Source organism: Mesorhizobium sp. WSM3864, assembly GCF_002294955.1.
Classification (GTDB): Bacteria; Pseudomonadota; Alphaproteobacteria; order Rhizobiales; family Rhizobiaceae; genus Mesorhizobium.
In genome coordinates this window covers 14,917-32,813 of sequence record NZ_NSGD01000011.1, presented here as the reverse complement: position 1 = coordinate 32,813, position 17,897 = coordinate 14,917, and the positions used below count along the sequence as shown (strand labels likewise).

Here is a 17,897-nt window from a genome sequence, read left to right as displayed (position 1 = left end):
TCATTTGCACCGGGAGACTTCTCCCATCGCGTTGCCGTCCTTGTCGGCGATCACCAGTCTCTTGGCGTTCTTGGCGCTGCGCTTGATGATGAACTGGGCCGGCGTCTGCCCCTCCTCGCCTTCCGCCTCGCACTGCGCCGTCACCACAAGGGAGCCATTCGCCTGGGGTCTCTTGTCGGTAAAGCTGCAGGCGCTGGCGACCGTGACGAACGCCTCGCTGGTCAACAGCAGCATGTCCTCGGCATAGACCTCCTGGCCGTTGTTGTTGATGCAGCCGGATTTGTTGCCCCAGGGTTTGGAGAGATCGATGCCGGCGGCGAAAGCCTGACCGGCGGCCAGCAGCACGGCTGCCCCGACGAGAAGGTGAGTTGCGCGCACGCTCAAACTCCGGTCGCCGGAATGCCCGTGCGCTCCACCTTGCGCGGCGCGCTGATCTCCTTCCAGGTCGAAAGCGCGCGGTTGACGGCGGCGTTCGGTTCGCGCGCCACGAACTCGCCGTGCCCGACCTTGGCCTTGACGTCCGCTTCTTCGATCGACAGTTCGCCGCGGGAAAAGACGAAGCGCGGCAGCCCCGTCACCTCGAAGCCCTCAAAGACGTTGTAGTCGATCACCGACTGCTGGTTCTTGGCCGTGATCGTCTTCTTGCGCTTCGGGTCCCAGACCACGATGTCGGCATCCGCGCCTTCGACGATCGCGCCCTTCTTCGGATACATGTTGAGGATCTTGGCGATGTTGGTCGAGGTCACCGCGACGAACTCGTTCATCGTCAGCCGACCGGTGTTGACGCCGCTGGTCCAAAGCACGGGCAAACGATCCTCGAGGCCGCCGGTGCCGTTCGGGATCTTGGTGAAGTCGCCGACGCCGTTGCGCTTCTGCTTGGTGGTGAAGGAGCAGTGGTCGGTCGCCACCACCTGCAGCGATCCGGCCTGCAGGCCCGCCCAAAGCGAATCCTGGTGCCACTTGCTGCGGAAAGGCGGGCTCATCACGCGCCGCGCCGCATGGTCCCAGTCCTTGTTGAAATATTCGCTATCGTCGAGCGTCAGGTGCTGGATCAGCGGCTCGCCATAGACGCGCATGCCCTTCTGGCGTGCCCGGCGGATGGCTTCATGGCTCTGCTCGCAGGAGACGTGCACGACATAGAGCGGCACGCCCGCCATGTCGGCGATCATGATGGCGCGGTTTGTCGCCTCGCCTTCCACTTCGGGCGGACGCGAATAGGCATGCCCCTCGGGGCCGTTATTGCCGGCGGCAAGCAGCTTCTGCGAGAGTGCCGCGACCACGTCGCCATTCTCGGCATGGACCAGCGGCAGCGCGCCGAGATCGGCGCAGCGCTGGAACGAGGAATACATCTCGTCGTCGTCAACCATCAGCGCGCCCTTATAGGCCATGAAATGCTTGAACGAGGTGATGCCCCTGTCGACGACGGTCGCCATCTCGTCGAAGACCTGCTTGCCCCACCAAGTGATCGCCATGTGGAAGGAATAGTCGCAGGCAGCCTTCGAGGTCTTGTTGTCCCACATCTGCAGCGCCTCCAGCAGCGACTGCTGCGGCGCCGGCAGGCAGAAATCGACGACCATGGTCGTGCCGCCGGAAAGCGCCGCGCGCGTGCCGGATTCGAAATCGTCGGCCGAATAGGTGCCCATGAAGGGCATTTCGAGATGGGTGTGCGGATCGATGCCGCCCGGCATGACATAGCAGCCCGTGGCGTCGAACTCGTGATCGCCATGCAGGTTCGAGCCGATGGCGATGATCTTGCCGTGCTGCATCAGCACGTCGGCTTTCCACGTGCGGTCGGCGGTGACGATGGTGCCGTTCTTGATGACTTTGGTCATATCTGTTCCCCTGATCTTTTCGCGCTTCTTTGCGAGCGGCTTTTTCGAGGTGATTTCTACTCGGTCATTCGACGATTCCTGCCGTCTCGACCACCGCGTGGAACAGCACATCGGCGCCTGCCGCCGCCCATTCCTTGGAGATGTCCTCGGCCTCGTTGTGGCTGAGCCCGCCGACACAGGGACACATGACCATGGTCGCCGGCGCGACCTTGGCCGCCCAGCAGGCGTCGTGGCCGGCGCCGGAGATGATGTTCATATGGCTGTAGCCCAGCTTCTCGGCGGCGGTGCGGACACGGCCGACCAGCGTCGGATCGAAGGTCACCGGATCGAAATGGCCGACCGCCTCGACCGCGCATTTCACGCCGAGCGGCTCGCAGATCTTCGGCGCCTCCTTCTCGATGCGCGCGCGCATGCCGTCGAGCTTCGCCTTATCGGGCGAGCGGATATCGACAGTGAAGATCACCGTGCCCGGCAAAACGTTGCGGGAGTTGGGCGAGAACTTCACCTGGCCTACACCGCCGACGGCGCCAGGCTGGTTCTCCATCGCGACCGTCTGCACCATCTCCAGGATGCGGGCCATGGCCAACCCCGCATTGATGCGCATGTTCATCGGGGTCGAGCCGGTATGCGCCTCCCGGCCGGTCAGCGTGAATTCCAGCCACCACAGGCCCTGGCAGTGGGTCACCACGCCGATCTGCTTGTTCTCGGCCTCGAGGATGGGCCCCTGCTCGATATGGTACTCGAAATAGGCGTGCATCTTACGCGCGCCGACCGTCTCGTCGCCGACCCAACCGATTCGCTTCAGCTCGTCGCCGAAGCTCAGGCCGTCGAGATCCTTGCGGGCATAGGCATAGTCCTGCGTGTGAACGCCTGCGAACACGCCGGAGGCGAGCATGGCCGGCGCGAAACGGGCTCCCTCCTCGTTCGTCCAGTTGGTGACGACGATCGGATGTTTGGTTTTGATGCCGAGATCGTTGAGCGAGCGCACGACCTCGAGGCCAGAGAGCACGCCGAGCACGCCGTCATATTTGCCGCCGGTGGGCTGTGTATCGAGATGGGAACCGACATAGATCGGCAGCGCGTCCGGATCGGTGCCGGGCCGCGTCATGAACATGGTGCCCATCTGGTCCACGCCCATCGTGAGCCCGGCCTCGTCGCACCAAGACTTGAACAGTTCGCGGCCTTGCTTGTCGGAATCGGTCAGCGTCTGGCGATTGTTGCCCCCGGCGATGCCGGGGCCGATCTTCGCCATCTCCATGATGGAATCCCACAAACGGTCTGAATTGATTCGCAGATTCTCGCCGGGGGCGGCCATTCAAAGTCCTCTCATTTCAGGTCTCCGGTCGGGCGGCGGTTCCCGTCGCCGCCCGAGCGGTTTGAGCAGTTAGTCTATCGAGCGCAGAACATCGCGAACATGGTCGATCAGTTCGTTGATCTGGCCCTTGGTGATGATCAGCGGCGGCGACAGCGCGATGATGTCGCCGGTTGTGCGGATCAGCGCGCCGCGTTCGAACGCTTTGACGAAGGCCGAGAAGGCCCGCTTGGTCGGGCTACCGGCGATCGGCGCCAGCTCGATCGCGCCGATCAGGCCGATATTGCGGATGTCGATGACATGCGGCTCGCCCTTCAACGAATGCAGCGCGTCTTCCCAGTAAGGCGCCAGCTCCTCGCCGCGGGTTAGCAGGCCTTCTTCCTTGTAGGTGTCCAAAGTGCCGAGAGCCGCGGCGCAGGCGATCGGATTGCCCGAATAGGTGTAGCCGTGGAAGAACTCGATCATGTGCTCCGGGCCGTTCATGAAGGCGTCGTGGATTTCCTTCTTCACGAAAACCGCGCCCATCGGGATGACGCCGTTGGAGACGCCCTTGGCCGTCGTCATGATATCCGGCGTGACGCCGAAATAATCGGCGGCGAATGGCGCGCCAAGACGGCCGAAGCCGGTGATCACTTCATCGAAGATCAACAATATGCCGTGCTTGGTGCAGATTTCTCGAAGCTTCTGCAGGTAGCCTTTCGGCGGCAGGATGACGCCGGTCGAGCCTGCGACCGGCTCGACGATGACCGCAGCGATGGTCGAGGCGTCATGCAGGGTGACGAGACGCTCCAGCTCGTTCGCCAGTTCGGCGCCGTGCTCAGGCACGCCCTTCGAGAAGGCGTTCTTCTCCGGCAGGTGGGTGTGCGGCAGATGGTCGACGCCGCCGAGCAGCGTGCCGAACATCTTGCGGTTGGCGACGATGCCCCCGACCGAAATGCCGCCGAAATTGACGCCGTGATAGCCGCGCTCGCGGCCGATCAGCCGGGTGCGCGAACCCTCGCCGCGGACACGGTGATAGGCGATCGCCATCTTCAACGCGGTCTCGACCGATTCCGAACCGGAATTGGTGAAGAACACATGGTCCATGCCCTTCGGCGCGATATCGACCAGGCGGTTCGCCAGTTCGAAGACGATCGGGTGGCCCATCTGGAAGGCCGGCGCATAGTCGAGTTCGGCGGCCTGCTGCTGAATGGCCTCGGTGATCTTCGGCCGGCAATGGCCGGCGTTGACGCACCAGAGGCCTGCAGTGCCGTCGAGCACCTTGCGGCCATCGCTCGTCGTGTAGTGCATGTCCTTGGCGGACACGAACATGCGCGGCGCCTGCTTGAACTGCCGGTTTGCCGTGAACGGCATCCAGAATGCGCTGAGATCGTTCGGCGTGACTTTCAGCCGGTTGGACATGACCAAGATTTCCCCTTGTAACCTGTTTCTGTGCGCTAACGCTTGGTCTTCCCAAGGCTTGGTCTTCGTTGCGTTTTCGTGCTACGCAAAATTTTGACCGGTTGGACAAACGTTAGCACCGCCCTGTCGGCGGTCAAGGGACTACTAACGGAAATGCGGCATCGAAAGCGCGCTCCACGGCTCAGAGAAAAACTGGTCCAGAGAATTGGTCCAGAGTGCCTACACGGCAGCAGCCGGCAAGGATGACGGACACGATGGAAGGCTCAGCTCCACGCCGCACCCGCATCCAGCAGGAAAAGCGCGAGCTTATCCTGGAAGCCGCGCTCGAAGTCTTCTCCGCCAACGGTTTTCGCGGCTCGACCATCGACCAGATCGCCGAAGCCGCCGGCATGTCGAAGCCGAATCTCCTCTATTACTTCCGCCGCAAGGAGGACATTCACGAGACGTTGATGCAGCGGCTCCTGGACACCTGGCTGGCGCCGCTCCGCGAGCTTGACGATATCGGCGATCCGATGACCGAGCTCAGAAGCTACATCCGCCGCAAGCTCGAAATGGCGCGCGATTTTCCGCGCGAAAGCCGGCTCTTCGCCAACGAGATCCTGCAGGGCGCGCCGCGCATCATGCCGATGCTCGAGGGCGAGCTGAAAACGCTGGTCGAGGAGAAGGCCGCCGTCATCAAGGGCTGGATGCGCGCCGGCAAGATAGCCCGCACCGACCCCTGGCATCTGATCTTCTCGATCTGGGCGACGACGCAGCATTACGCCGATTTCGATGTCCAGGTGCGCGCCGTGCTCGGCCCCGCCCGCGGCGGCGACGGCCGCTTCGAGGATGCTGCCCGGTTCCTGGAGCAACTGTTCCTCGATGGGCTGAAGCCGAAAGCTTAGGTCGGGCGAAGATCAGGCGCTGCGCCGTTCGGTGGGCTTCTCTTCCAGCAGCTTCTTGAGCTTGGCGATCGTATTCTGCTCGGGCAACGGCGTGTAGACGATCAGCCGCATGTCCGAGCCGTCGTCGATCGACAGGCTCATATGCTCGAAAGCCATCGGGCCGGCTGTGGGATGGCGGACGTGTTTCACGCCCGTCAGCCTTCTCGCCACGTCCCGCCGCGGCCACCAATCACGGAACTCCGGGCTTGAGCGCATCATCAGCGCGATCAGCCGCTCGAAATCCGGATCGCCGACATATTTGGCGCTCTCCGCGCGAAACGAAGCGAGCACCACGCGGGCAAGCTCTTCCCAATCGACCAGCAGCCGGCGGTGATGCGGGCTTGTGAACACCAGATGGACGATGTTGCGGGCATCGCCCTCCAGCAGGCCATAGTCGCCGAACACGGCGACCGCCGCCGGATTCCAGGCGAGCACGTCCCAACGCCGGCCAACCACATAAGCCGGCTGCAGGACGAGGCTCCCCAGCATGTGGAGCAGTGTGGCGTCGACCTTTTCAGACGTCGCCGCGCGCTGCTCCGGCTGCTGGCGGCCGGCAAGGATGAACAGATGCCGCTTCTCGACGGCGTCCAGGCGCAGCGCCTCGCAGAGCGCGGTCAGCACTTCGACCGAGGGCCGCACGTCCCGCCCCTGCTCCAGCCAGGTGTACCAGGTGGTGCCGACGCCGGCGATCATTGCCACTTCCTCGCGCCTCAGCCCGGGCGTACGCCGCCTGGCGCCGCTCGCAATCCCAATGTCGGCAGGCGAGAGCCGCTCCCGGCGCGAGCGCAGGAAAGCGCCGAGCTCGCGGCGGCGGCTGTCGTCAGGGGAATGGGGCACGGCATCCATGCAGCTATTATAGCAGTATCGATACCAGGATAAAATTTGAACTGTTTGGCCTGCGCGCCGCGCCCCATCTTGCGTTCAGAGCAGCATAAGGAGGCTCTGAACATGGAACTTAAGAACAAGACCGTTCTCGTCACCGGCTCGACCGACGGGGTTGGCCGCGTGGTCGCTGAAAGGCTCGGCGCTGCCGGCGCCCGCGTGCTGGTGCATGGCCGCGACAAAACTCGCGCCAAGGCGACAGTCGCTGCCATCGAAGCCGAGGGCGGCAACGCCGAATTTCTGCTTGCGGATCTTTCGTCGCTCGCCGAAGTGCGCCGCCTTGCCGACGCCGTGCGGGCAGGAACCGACCGGCTCGACATATTGATCAGCAATGCCGGCGTCGGCACGGGCGGCGAAGGCGCAAAAAGGCAAGTGAGCGCCGACGGCTACGAAATGCGCTTCGCCGTCAACTATCTCGCAGGCTTCCTGCTGTCGTCGGAGCTTTTGCCCTTGCTGAAGGCAAGCGCGCCGGCGCGCATCGTCAATGTCGCCTCCGCCGGCCAGCAGGCGATCGATTTCGACGATGTCAATCTGGCCCGCGGCTACAGCGGCGTGCGCGCCTATTGCCAGAGCAAGCTGGCGCAGATCTTGTTCACCATCGATCTGGCCGAGCAGCTCGAAGGCAGCGGCGTCACCGTCAATGCACTCCATCCGGCAAGCTACATGGATACCACCATGGTCCGGCAGGCCGGCATCACACCGTGGAGCTCGGTCGAGACCGGCGCCGACGCGATCCTCAACTTGGCAATATCTCCGGCGCTCGAAGGGCGCAGCGGCCTCTATTTCGATGGCCAGCGGGAAGCGCGCGCCGATGCCCAGGCCTATGACGAAAGAGCCCGCAGCCGGTTGCGGGCGCTCAGCCTCGAACTGACCGGACAATCTTCCGCGACATCCAGGGAACAGCATTCATGAGCATCGAACATTGCGTCATCATCGGCGGCTCGTCTGGCATTGGCCTTGCCACAGCCAAACGGCTGCTCAGCCCCACGATGAAGGTGACGATCACCGGCCGCAGCGAGGACAAGCTGAACAACGCCTGGAAGAGCCTCGGCGGCACCGTCGGCAAGGCCGCTTTCGACGCGACCAAGCCGGACGCGGTCCGGCACTTCTTCGATGGTCTCGGCCCATTCGACCATCTCGTTCTCGCCGCAAGCGGCGGCAGGGGCCTTGGGCCGTTCGCGACCCTCGACCTTGCCGACATCGGCAGCGGCGTCGACGAGAAGATCAAGCCGCAGCTAGGCTGCTTGCAAGCGGCCCTGCCGACCTTGAACAAAGCCGGATCGGTCACTTTCATTTCGGCCGTCTCGGCGCAGATCGCAGCACCCGGCATTGCCGGCATCGGCGCCATCAACGGCATGCTTTTGACCGTAGTCCCGATCCTGGCCGTCGAACTGAAGCCGCTGCGCGTCAACGTCGTGGCCCCCGGCGTCATCGATACGCCCTGGTGGGATTTTCTATCGGGCGAAGAGCAGCAGGCGGTCTTTGCCGAGTACGCCGGAAAGACGCCGGTCGGCCGCATCGGCCGCGCCGAGGACGTCGCCGACGCGATCGCCTTCCTGGTGTCCAACGGTTTCATGACCGGCCAGGTGCTGACCTGCGACGGCGGCCTGCGCTTCGCCGCCTGAATGGATCAATTGGAAAAGAGGCCGGGCAAGAAGGCCAGCACCATCAGCCCGGCGACGACCGCATACCAGACAGCCAGGTGGACGGCCTTCATCAGCGGGCGGCCGACTTCCCGCGCCCGCTTCGGGTGGAGAGGGTCATAAATCACTTCGACCACTGCGCCGACGTTCCCGGTCGTTCCGTTGACCGGCAGATGCGATCCGAAACGCCAGGTCTTGCCCAGTCGGTCGGCGAATTCGATGATCGGCGTGTCCGGCCCGTCGCTCGACTTGTCGATGCCGATCACCTTGCCGGTGGCAAAGGCGCCGCGTCGCCTGAGCATGATGTCGCCATAGGTCTGTATGGCGACGACCGCCAGGAAGAAGACGCCGCACAGAAAGCACCATATCTGAATGTCGCTCGGATGCTGGCCGAAGGCTCCCGCGACTGCACGGAACGGCAACAGCGTCTGGTGGAAGGCATCCGAAACGCGTGCCCAGAATGCAGTCCAGCTCTGCTCCATGAACGCTCCGACGGCGAACCTGTTTTTTGCCAATACAGGACAATCGCGACAAACCGATTAACGCGGCGCCACTCAATTGTGCGGAATCCGAGTGCGGTTGTCAGGCATAGTGCGTGGTCAGTGCCAGAATGCCGCTGGGTAAGGCGACATTGCCGACGAAGCCGTTGATGCGTGAGGTGCGATCCGGACCCTGATGATTCCAGAAATTGTGAAACATCGGCGTCGCGACGATCAGGAACAGGGTCAGGCTTGCCGCCGCCAGCGCGGTCCATAAGCCGCCAATCACCAGCCGTCCGGCGCGACCTGCAGGACATGCCCAGCCACAATGCCGGCTCTGCCTAAGGCACGCCGCGTACCGCCATCATCGGGATGAGCAGATCTTGTGCTGGACGTTGCGCAGGCCGGGCAATGACGAAGGCGCCGCCGAGCAGCAGGCGCGCGGCAAACAGAATCTCGCTTTGAAGATTCTCAAACATGTCATTGATCTCGCAAATGAAAGCCGCGCGGAACCGTCTTCGGATCCGCGCGGCTTTGGATGATCAGGCAGCCTTGGCGGCCGGCATCGGATGGATGGCGTGGAACGACACGCAGAGCCGGTTCCAGGTGTTGATCATGCCGATCACCACTGTCAGCTTGACCAGCTCTTCCTCGGAGAACTGCTCCAGCGTCCTGGCGTAGAGATCGTCCGGAACGCCATTGTCGGAGATGTTCGTCACCTTCTCGGTCCAGGCGAGCGCGGCGCGCTCGCGCTCGGAAAACAGCGGCGACTCCTTCCAGGCGGCGACCAGATAAAGCCGCTGCTCCGTTTCGCCATCCCGCCTTGCCTCGCGGCTGTGCATCTCGACACAATAGGAACAGCCATTGATCTGAGAAGCCCTGAGCTTGACCAGGTGCATCAGGCTTTCTTCCAGCCCGCACTCCTCGACGGCCTTGTTGAGCGCCATCACCGCCTTCATGATTTCAGGCGCCTTGGCGAAGAACTGCAGCCTCTGTTTCATTCTCTTACCTTTCACGCTTTGCTTGGTTGTTGAACTTTTGCAGCCGCTGATGGCGTTCGACGAAGACGCAGCTTGCGGCGACGGTGCGGGGATCGGCGTCTTTCATGAAATCGGCGACGATGTCGGAGAGCTTTGCCTCGGCAAGGGCGGCACGATAGGCGCGCTCGGCCCTCAGCATCGCGGCATTGATGCCGCACGGTTTGACATAGGCCGACGCGTCGAGCTTGACCGGGCCGCGCTGGCGGATCTCGCCGCAGCGGAAGGCAGGCTCCCTGCCCTCGACCGCAAGCACGATGTCGAGCAGCGTGATCCGCTCGGCCGGCCGCGCCAGCCTGTAGCCGCCTGCCGGCCCCGGCACCGATTCCAGGATGCGCGCCGTTGTCAGCTGATTGAGATGCTTCAAGAGATAGCTCGGCGACAGCCCGAACGCCTCGGCCATGGCCGCGCCCGACATGGTGCTGTTGCCGTCGACGCCGGCAAGCATGGCGGCGCAGTGGATCGCCGCTTCGACGCCCTCTCCCAGCTTCACGATCTTTGGCTCCAATTCATGGATAGTACCTATCATGGATAATTCTTATCTGCAATATAGGTAACGAAAAACGGCACCCGAAGGCGCCGCATTTCTTTCAAAAGTGTTCCCTACTCCGCGGCCACCTTGGCCATCGGATTGTTCGGATGCGTCGTCCAGTTGGCGTAGACCGGCGACACCGGTATGCCCGTGCGCTGATCCAGCACGCCGGCGGCCAGCGGTTCCATGGTGATGCAGCCCTCGACCGGGCAGACATTGACGCAAAGATTGCACCCGACGCATTCGGCCTCGATCACCTCGAAATGCCTGACGCCGTCGACCATGCTGGTGATCGCCTGGTGCGAGGTGTCCTCGCAGGCGATGTGGCAGCGCCCGCATTTGATGCACGCGTCCTGGTCGATATGCGCCTTGGCGACATAGTTGAGGTTGAGATACTGCCAGTCCGTGACATTGGGTGTGGCGCGGCCGATGATGTCGGAGAGCGAGGCGTGGCCCTTCTCGTCCATCCAGTTCTCCAGTCCCGCGATCATCTCCTGCACGATCTTGAAACCATAAGTCATTGCCGCCGTGCAGACCTGCACGTTGCCGGCGCCGAGCGCCATGAATTCGGCAGCATCCCGCCAGGTTGTGATGCCGCCGATGCCCGAGATTGGCAGGCCGTGCGTTTCCGGATCGCGCGCGATCTCGGCCACCATGTTCATCGCGATCGGCTTCACCGCCGGGCCGCAATAGCCGCCATGCGAGCCCTTGCCATCGATGGTCGGCTGCGGCGCGAAACTGTCGAGGTCGACCCCGGTGATCGAGTTGATGGTGTTGATCAGCGACACCGCGTCGGTGCCGCCGGCCTTGGCGGCGCGCGCCGGCTTGCGGATGTCGGTGATGTTCGGCGTCAGCTTGGTGATGACCGGCATGCGCGTGTACTGCTTGCACCAGCGCACCACCATCTCGATATATTCCGGCACCTGACCCACCGCCGAGCCCATGCCGCGTTCGCTCATGCCGTGCGGGCAGCCGAAATTGAGCTCGATGCCGTCGGCGCCGGTCTCCTCGACCAGCGGCAGGATCGCCTTCCAGCTTTCCTCCTCGCAAGGCACCATGATCGAGGCGACCAGCGCCCGATCCGGCCAGTTCATCTTCACCTGCTTCATCTCGCGCAGATTGGTCTGCAGGTCGCGGTCGGTGATCAGCTCGATATTGTTCAGGCCGAGCAGCCGGCGGTCGGCGCCCCAGATCGCGCCGTAGCGCGGGCCGTTGACGTTGACGACCGGCGGGCCCTCTTCGCCAAGCGTCTTCCAGACCACGCCGCCCCAGCCGGCTTTGAAGGCGCGTTCGACATTATAGGCCTTGTCGGTCGGCGGCGCCGAAGCCAGCCAGAACGGATTTGGCGACTTGATGCCGACGAAGGTGTTGCGGATGTCTGCCATGCTCATGCCCTCCCGTTAGAGGTCAGTGCCCGGTGGATGGATTCGGCGGCGTCGCGGCCTTGCGCCACGGCCGAGACCGTCAGGTCGTCGCCGCCGAAGATGCAGTCGCCGCCCGCCCAGACTTTCGCCAGCGAGGTGCGGCCCTCGGCATCGACCCTGATGCGGCCGCCATCGAGCTCGATGGAGGCAACGCTGCCGTTGAGATGAGCCGGCACAAAGCTCTGGCCAATCGCCTTGAACACCTGGTCGGCGTTGAGCCTCAGCGTTTCGCCGGTACCGGCGAGCTTGTCGCCATTCATGGCTGTGTATTCGAGCTCGATCGCCGACACTTTGCCGTTCTCGGCGATGACGCGCTTCGGCTGCAGCCAGTGGCGGATCGTGACGCCGTTCGCGGCGGCCAGATCCTGCTCGAAGCCGGAGGCATTCATATGCTCCTGGCCGCGCCGGTAGCAGATCGTCACCTCCTCGGCGCCGAGCAGCTTCGACTGCACCGCGGCGTCGATCGCCGTCATGCCGCCGCCGATGACGACGACGCGGCGGCCGACCGGCAGGCTGGAAAGGTCGTTTGCCTGCCTGAGTTCGGCGATGAACTCGACTGCGTTGGCGACGCCATCCGTATCCTCGCCTTCGGCGCGCAGCGCATTGACGCCGCCGAGCCCGAGGCCAAGGAACACCGCATCGTAGTTGCGGATCAGGTCGGAAAGCTGGAAGTCCCGTCCGAGCGCTTTGCCGTTCTGGATGTCGATGCCGCCGATCGCGGTGACGTAGTCGACCTCGGCCTGAGCGAAATCGTCGACGCTCTTGTAAGCCGCGATGCCGTATTCATTGAGGCCGCCGGCCTTCGGCCGCGCTTCGAGGATCGTCACATCGTGGCCGTGGCGGGCCAAGCGATGCGCCGCCGCCAGGCCCGCTGGCCCGGCGCCGACCACGGCGACCGTTTTTCCGGTCGGTTCGGCGCGCTTGTAGAACTGCTTGCCCTCATCCATCGCGACATCGGTCGCATAGCGCTGCAGCCGGCCGATCTGCACCGGCTTGCCCTCCGCGACCTCGCGCACGCAGACCTCTTCGCACAGCGTCTCCGTCGGGCAGACGCGGGCGCACATGCCGCCAAGAATGTTCCGGTCGAAAATGGTCTTGGCCGAGCCCAGCGGATTGCCGGTCGCGATCTGCCGGATGAACATCGGGATATCGATCGAGGTCGGGCATGCATTCATGCACGGCGCATCGTAGCAGAAATAGCAGCGATCGGACTCGACCAGCGCCTCGTGATGATCGAGCGGCGGGTGCAGGTCGGAAAAGTTATCGGCATACTGCTCGGCAGACAGCCGGCCGCCGGCTATGCCTTCGATGAAATGACCAGTCGCCATTCCAGTTCCCCTTGTTTGTTTTGAGGAAGGCTAGCACGTTTTATTTTTTTATCAATTGGTCAATTTTCGGCCAAGCTGCTGTATTGCTTGCATAAAAACATGATAATATCAGTCATGTTATCGCCACGCCGATGTCTGTCGCGCTTTCAATCCTGGAGGGATGGATCGACCTGATCTCGTCTGCCACGAGTTCCTGCAGGCGCCACAGATTGCGGTCATGGATGCCGAATGTTTCGAGGTGGCTGACGGTGTTGTAAAGATATTCGGCGCCGGAACCGACATGGCCGCATGCGCGTGCCAGTGTCTTTGCCACCCTTTCGAGCGGCTGCCTGAGCGACGTGCCCCTACCCGTCACCCCGATCCAGAAGCTCCGTATTTGATGCGTGTCGGTCGCCCAAAACCGCTGCGCATTTTTGAGTGACATGCATGAGCGCCTTGCCGTTCTCGATTTCTAGTCCAGATGTCGGATTTCTGTCGCCGAGATCGTCCTATGATGGATCGGAACCGCGATCGCTGCCTGAACCGGTGAGGAGACCGACCATGCCGAATGCCGCAAAACCCTTCTTCTGGTACGAACTGATGACCACCGACCTCGACGCCGCCGAGGCTTTTTATACTGCTGTCGTCGGCTGGCGGGCCGAGCCCTTCGACAAGGCGCCGGGCATGCCGCGCTATATCGTGGTGAATTCCAGCCTGCGCGGCGTCGGCGGATTGATGACGATGCCGGAGGATGCCGCCAAGATGGGCATGCCGCCGGCCTGGCTCGGTTACATCTACACCGAGGACGTCGATGCCTCGACGAAGGCGCTCAAGGACGCTGGCGGTGCCGTTCATCGCGCGCCGGATGATATTCCCGGCGTCGGTCGCTTCGCCGTCGTCGCCGACCCGCAGGGCGCGACCTTCATGTTCCTGCAGCCCAACCAGCCCGAGCAGCCGCCGGTACCCGCTACCACGCGCGGCCATGTTGGCTGGCACGAGCTCTACACCTCGGACTGGAAAGCCGCTTTCGACTTCTATTCCAGCCAGTTCGGCTGGGAGAGCGCCGGTCAGTTCGACATGGGCGAGATGGGCATCTACCAGACCTTCGGCGCCGGCCCCGAATCCGGCGGCGGCATGATGAACAAGCCGCCGCAGATCCCGGTCCCGGTCTGGCAGTTCTATTTCAACGTCGACGCGATCGACGCCGCCGCCAAGCGCGTCACCGACAATGGCGGCAAGGTATTGATGGGACCGATGGAGGTGCCGAGCGCGCAGTGGATCATCCAATGCCAGGACCCGCAGGGCGCGCATTTCGCGCTGCTGGCGCCTGGGCGATAGAAACTGCCGCCCCCCTTGTGGGGCAGATGTCCGGTCCATCCTCCGCAGCCGCGGCGCAGCTGCGCGGAGGTCGGGCCGGGCAGAGGGGAGCGCTGGCCCGGCGCCGGCGTCGCCCTCTTGGGCGTCACTCCGGCGTCAGCACCGCCACTTTGAGATCGGCCTTCTTGGCGCCGCTGAGCTGCACGGTGGCCGGACCGGCGGACAGCTTGAAGCGCACGCTCTTGCGAATGCCCGGGCAGGTCTTTGCGCGGCTGAAGCCCGCCGACTTCACGGCGCGGCCGTCTTGGACGACATCGATCCAGACCTCATCGGACAGGCTGAACTGGAGCTCGCCTTCAGCCGGTACGGTCACGCTTGCCATCGCGCCGAACGTGCCGGCTGCCGGTGCACGTCCAGGCGGAACTTCGAAGCCGATCGTGTCGACCGCTGCAAGTGAGAAATCCGCCGCTTGCCCGACTGTCAGGGCCGCGCCGGACTGGGCGGCGGACGCTGACGGAAACAGGGCCTGCTCGCGTGTCACCGGCCATTTGAAGGCATCACAACCGGCATCGGCAGCTATGGCGAAGCTGGTGCCTGCAAGGAATGCGAAGAGGCTGATGGCGAATTTTTTCATGGCGAATGGATTCCCCGGATGGTTTGGTGTATCCACGCATCAATACAACTTATAGGAGACAATTGCAACCACGGCGAGAATGAACCGGAAGAGGTGAACTCATGCCCACTCACCGATTGTTGATGGCAGGGCATGGGAAGTGAATGGTCCGCTTCCGAGCGATAATTTATGGCGGGTCGAGAAGGGCAAGATGGAGTTTAGATGAAGCTTTTTGAAGGTCTCTCCCGCTATCAGCCGCAGGCGCTGGGCGTGCTTCGCATCATGACGGCGCTGCAGTTCACCGAGCACGGCACCCAGAAGCTGTTCAATTTCCCCGCCGGCGCCCATGCCGGGGCGCTGACGGGGCTCGCGCTGACATCCGCAATCCTTGAATTCGCCGGTGGCATCCTGCTGGCGCTGGGGCTGTTGACCCGCCCCGTGGCGTTCCTGCTCTGCGGCGAAATGGCCATCGCCTTATTTCATGGCGCATTTCCCGCGCGACTTCTTCCCCGTCAACAATGGCGGCGACGCGGCGATCTCGTTCTGCTTCATTTTCCTCTATCTGGTCTTTGCCGGTCCCGGCGCTTTCGCGCTCGACAACCGCCGCAGCGCCTGATGCCCTGTGCGGACGCGCGCCTGTTTTTCAGGCGCGCATCCGCTCGAAATTGGCATCGAACAGCGGCGTTGCCTGAATGCGCGCGGCGTGGCGCTTGCCGAGGATCTCGATCTCGAAGCCGTCGGGCCTGTCGGCGATCTCCTTCGGCACGTAGCCCATGGCGATCGACTTTTTTGCATTGTGCGCATAGCCGCCGGACGTCACCCAACCGCGCACGACGCCGTCGTGCCAGATCGCCTCGTCGCCGATGACGTCGGCATCAGTGGCCTCGACGATGAAGGCGCGCAGCCGGAGCTTGCCACCTTGCTTGCGCTCGGCAATGGCGGGTTCCTTGCCAATGAAGTCGGCCTCCTTGCCGTAGGCGACGAAACGGTCGAGCCCGGCCTCGAGCGGTCCGTAGATCGGCCGGTATTCGCGCGCCCATGAGCCGTAGTTCTTTTCGAGCCTGAGCGCATTGAGCGCGCGCGACCCGAACAGGCCGATGCCGAATTCCTCGCCGGCCGTGATCAGCGCCTGGTAGGCGGCGCGCTGATACTCCGGCGCCATCCAGATCTCGTAGCCGAGATCGCCGGTGTAGCTGACGCGGCCGACAAGACACGGCGCCATGCCGATATCGATCCTGGCGACGGCCATGAAGGAGAATGCCGCGTTGGAGACGTCCGCGCGGGTGACCTTGGCCAGCACCGCCCTCGCCTTCGGTCCGGCGATGGCAAGGCCGGTGAGCCTCTGCCCCAGCGCCTCGATACGCACCGAGCCGTCCTTCGGCAGATGCGCCTCGAACCAGCGCATATGGTACTGCTCGGCGACGCCGGAGCCGGCGACGAACCAGTCGCCCTCGCCGACATTGGCGAGCGTGAAATCGCCGATCAGCTTGCCGTCTTCCTTCAGCATCGGCGCCAGCGTCATGCGGCCGGGCTTGGGCAGCCTGCAGGCAAGCAGACGGTCGAGCCAGGCTGCCGCCCCCTCGCCCGTCACCTTGTACTTGGCAAAGCTCGAGATCTCCGAGAGGCCGACGCCGTTGCGGACGGCGGCCACTTCGCTGCCGACATGGTCGAAATCGGTCGACCGCCGCCACGTGAACTCGTCCTTGCCGCCTTCGGGCGCATACCAGAGCGGCACTTCCAGCCCAAAGGCGACGCCCCATTGCGCGCCTTTGGCCGACAATGTGTCGTAAAGGGGCGTTGTCTTCAGCGGCCGTCCGGCCGGCAGTTCCTCGTTCGGGAAGCGGATCGAGAAGCGGCGCGAGTAATTCTCGCGCACCTTGGCATTGGTATAGGCCATCGTCGCCCAGTCGCCGTAGCGCGCCACGTCCATCGCCCAGATATCGGCGCCGGGATCACCCTCGATCATCCAGTTTGAGAGCGCCAGGCCAACACCGCCGCCTTGAGAAAAACCCGCCATGACGCCGCAGGCGACCCAGAAGCCCGGCAGGCCGCGCACCGGACCGACCAGCGGATTGCCATCCGGCGCAAAGGTGAACGGGCCATTGATGATCTGCTTGATCCCGGTTTTCTGAAAGGCCGGGAAGTGACGGAAGCCGATTTCGAGCGAGGGCGCGATACGGTCGATATCCGGCTCCAAGAGCTCATGGCCGAAATTCCAGGGTGTGGAGAATTCGGACCAGACCTTGTTGGCTTTCTCGTAGGTGCCCATCAGCATGCCGCCGCGCTCCTGGCGCAGATAGAGCTCGCCGTCGAAGTCGACCGCATGGATGATTTCCGTGCCGGTCTTCTTGTTCCAGTCGGCGACCTCCGGCATGTCCTCGGTGATCAGATACATGTGCTCCATGGCGAGCACCGGCAGTTCGAGCCCGACCATGCGGCCGACCTCGCGCGCCCAAAGCCCGCCGGCGTTGACGACATGCTCGGTGATCACATCGCCCTTGTTGGTGATGACCCGCCACAGCCCGTCGGGCCGGCGCACGATGTCCTCGACCTTGGTGAAGCGCTCCACTTCCGCGCCCAGCTTCCGCGCCGCCTTGGCGTAAGCGTGGGTGACGCCGGAGGGATCGAGATGGCCGTCCTCCTTGTTGCGCACGGCGCCGACGAATTGCTTCGGATCGATGAGCGGCATCAACTCGGCCGCTTCCTTCGCCGAGATCACCTCGAGGTCGATGCCGAGATAGCGGCCCTTGGAGACGACGCCGCGCAGCCAGTCGAGCCGCGCCTCGGTTGCTGCCAAGAGCACGCCGCCGGTCAGATGCACCCCCGTCGCCTGGCCGGAAAGCTCCTCGATCTCCTTGTAGAGCGAGATCGTGTATTTCTGCAGCTTGGCGACGTTGGGATCGCCGTTGATGGTGTGCATGCCGCCGGCCGCGTGCCAGGTCGAGCCCGAGGTCAGCTCATCGCGCTCCAGAAGCACCACGTCCGTCCAGCCGTGGCGGGCAAGATGGAACAGCACGGAACATCCTACAACACCGCCGCCGATGACCACGACCTTTGCATGCGACTTCATGGGTTCTTCTCGTTGTTTCAGTGAGTTGGATGACTGAGTGGATTCAGGATGAGAGGCATGTCTCTCCTCAAACGTCGGCGCTGCCCCTCACCTTGCCCTCTCCCCGTGAAAAACGGGGAGAGGGG

18 protein-coding genes and 2 pseudogenes are annotated in these 17,897 nt (G+C 63.5%); 5 read left to right on the top strand and 15 right to left on the bottom strand.

The genetic code is table 11. The features are described 5' to 3' along the window. From CK215_RS21230 to CK215_RS21215, 4 genes are all read right to left on the bottom strand, one after another. A complete protein-coding gene (locus CK215_RS21230; protein ID WP_095832057.1) occupies nt 1–378 on the bottom strand; it encodes a hypothetical protein in 378 nt (125 codons plus the stop codon). Nucleotides 379–380: 2 nt separating this feature from the next. Beyond that, nucleotides 381–1,832, bottom strand: a complete 1,452-nt coding sequence (gene hydA, locus CK215_RS21225) for a dihydropyrimidinase (RefSeq protein WP_095832056.1) — start codon at nt 1,830–1,832, stop codon at nt 381–383. Between the two features lie 64 nt (nt 1,833–1,896). Next, on the bottom strand, nt 1,897–3,147 hold the full coding sequence (locus CK215_RS21220) for a Zn-dependent hydrolase (protein ID WP_095832055.1): 1,251 nt from the start codon (nt 3,145–3,147) through the stop codon (nt 1,897–1,899). Between the two features lie 69 nt (nt 3,148–3,216). Continuing rightward, on the bottom strand, nt 3,217–4,545 hold the full coding sequence (locus CK215_RS21215) for an aspartate aminotransferase family protein (protein WP_067328959.1): 1,329 nt from the start codon (nt 4,543–4,545) through the stop codon (nt 3,217–3,219). 254 nt (nt 4,546–4,799) lie between these two features. Here CK215_RS21215 and CK215_RS21210 point away from each other — a divergent pair, with 254 nt between their 5' ends. Next, on the top strand, nt 4,800–5,429 hold the full coding sequence (locus tag CK215_RS21210) for a TetR family transcriptional regulator C-terminal domain-containing protein (protein ID WP_095832127.1): 630 nt from the start codon (nt 4,800–4,802) through the stop codon (nt 5,427–5,429). Nucleotides 5,430–5,441: 12 nt separating this feature from the next. On the opposite strand, the gene CK215_RS21205 is transcribed toward CK215_RS21210, so the two are convergent. Beyond that, a complete protein-coding gene (locus CK215_RS21205; RefSeq protein WP_095832054.1) occupies nt 5,442–6,314 on the bottom strand; it encodes a helix-turn-helix transcriptional regulator in 873 nt (290 codons plus the stop codon). 102 nt (nt 6,315–6,416) lie between these two features. Here CK215_RS21205 and CK215_RS21200 point away from each other — a divergent pair, with 102 nt between their 5' ends. Together CK215_RS21200 and CK215_RS21195 are read left to right on the top strand one after the other, a co-directional pair. Continuing rightward, a complete protein-coding gene (locus CK215_RS21200; protein WP_095832053.1) occupies nt 6,417–7,262 on the top strand; it encodes an SDR family NAD(P)-dependent oxidoreductase in 846 nt (281 codons plus the stop codon). Continuing rightward, entirely contained in the window at nt 7,259–7,975 is a 717-nt protein-coding gene (locus CK215_RS21195; protein WP_095832052.1) for an SDR family oxidoreductase, read from the top strand. The genes CK215_RS21200 and CK215_RS21195 overlap by 4 nt, the downstream gene beginning before the upstream one ends. Before the next feature lie 5 nt (nt 7,976–7,980). Here the strand turns inward: CK215_RS21195 and CK215_RS21190 are convergent, their stop codons facing one another. The 8 genes and pseudogenes from CK215_RS21190 to CK215_RS21160 all read right to left on the bottom strand — a co-directional run. Next, the gene (locus CK215_RS21190) at nt 7,981–8,475 is read right to left on the bottom strand and encodes a DUF3592 domain-containing protein (protein ID WP_095783848.1); all 495 of its coding nucleotides are present in this window, start codon (nt 8,473–8,475) and stop codon (nt 7,981–7,983) included. 100 nt (nt 8,476–8,575) lie between these two features. Further along, entirely contained in the window at nt 8,576–8,761 is a 186-nt protein-coding gene (locus CK215_RS31850) for a hypothetical protein (RefSeq protein WP_245418755.1), read from the bottom strand. Between the two features lie 52 nt (nt 8,762–8,813). Beyond that, the gene (locus tag CK215_RS31845) at nt 8,814–8,951 is read right to left on the bottom strand and encodes a hypothetical protein (RefSeq protein WP_245418754.1); all 138 of its coding nucleotides are present in this window, start codon (nt 8,949–8,951) and stop codon (nt 8,814–8,816) included. 63 nt (nt 8,952–9,014) lie between these two features. Beyond that, nucleotides 9,015–9,473: a carboxymuconolactone decarboxylase family protein gene (locus CK215_RS21180; protein WP_067328952.1), complete on the bottom strand. Its 459-nt coding sequence runs from the start codon at nt 9,471–9,473 to the stop codon at nt 9,015–9,017. Nucleotides 9,474–9,477: 4 nt separating this feature from the next. Further along, nucleotides 9,478–10,002 carry an Rrf2 family transcriptional regulator gene (locus CK215_RS21175; RefSeq protein ID WP_095832126.1) on the bottom strand — a complete coding sequence of 175 codons (525 nt, stop codon included), beginning with the start codon at nt 10,000–10,002 and terminating at the stop codon, nt 9,478–9,480. A gap of 110 nt (nt 10,003–10,112) precedes the next feature. Then, nucleotides 10,113–11,426 carry an NAD-dependent dihydropyrimidine dehydrogenase subunit PreA gene (gene preA, locus CK215_RS21170; protein ID WP_067329150.1) on the bottom strand — a complete coding sequence of 438 codons (1,314 nt, stop codon included), beginning with the start codon at nt 11,424–11,426 and terminating at the stop codon, nt 10,113–10,115. Nucleotides 11,427–11,428: 2 nt separating this feature from the next. Then, entirely contained in the window at nt 11,429–12,793 is a 1,365-nt protein-coding gene (locus tag CK215_RS21165; protein WP_095832051.1) for an NAD(P)-dependent oxidoreductase, read from the bottom strand. A gap of 112 nt (nt 12,794–12,905) precedes the next feature. Further along, nucleotides 12,906–13,160 (bottom strand): annotated as a pseudogene (locus CK215_RS21160) (gamma-glutamylcyclotransferase); the annotation flags it as partial. A gap of 173 nt (nt 13,161–13,333) precedes the next feature. On the opposite strand from CK215_RS21160, the gene CK215_RS21155 reads away from it, so the two are divergent. Next, nucleotides 13,334–14,110 carry a VOC family protein gene (locus tag CK215_RS21155; protein ID WP_095832050.1) on the top strand — a complete coding sequence of 259 codons (777 nt, stop codon included), beginning with the start codon at nt 13,334–13,336 and terminating at the stop codon, nt 14,108–14,110. A gap of 124 nt (nt 14,111–14,234) precedes the next feature. Here CK215_RS21155 and CK215_RS21150 read toward each other — a convergent pair whose 3' ends face one another. After that, nucleotides 14,235–14,723: a hypothetical protein gene (locus CK215_RS21150; protein ID WP_067328944.1), complete on the bottom strand. Its 489-nt coding sequence runs from the start codon at nt 14,721–14,723 to the stop codon at nt 14,235–14,237. Nucleotides 14,724–14,924: 201 nt separating this feature from the next. On the opposite strand from CK215_RS21150, the pseudogene CK215_RS21145 reads away from it, so the two are divergent. Next, nucleotides 14,925–15,318 (top strand): annotated as a pseudogene (locus tag CK215_RS21145) (DoxX family protein). A gap of 27 nt (nt 15,319–15,345) precedes the next feature. On the opposite strand, the gene CK215_RS21140 reads toward CK215_RS21145, so the two are convergent. Next, on the bottom strand, nt 15,346–17,772 hold the full coding sequence (locus CK215_RS21140; RefSeq protein ID WP_095832049.1) for an FAD-dependent oxidoreductase: 2,427 nt from the start codon (nt 17,770–17,772) through the stop codon (nt 15,346–15,348). Between the last annotated feature and the right edge of the window lie 125 nt (nt 17,773–17,897).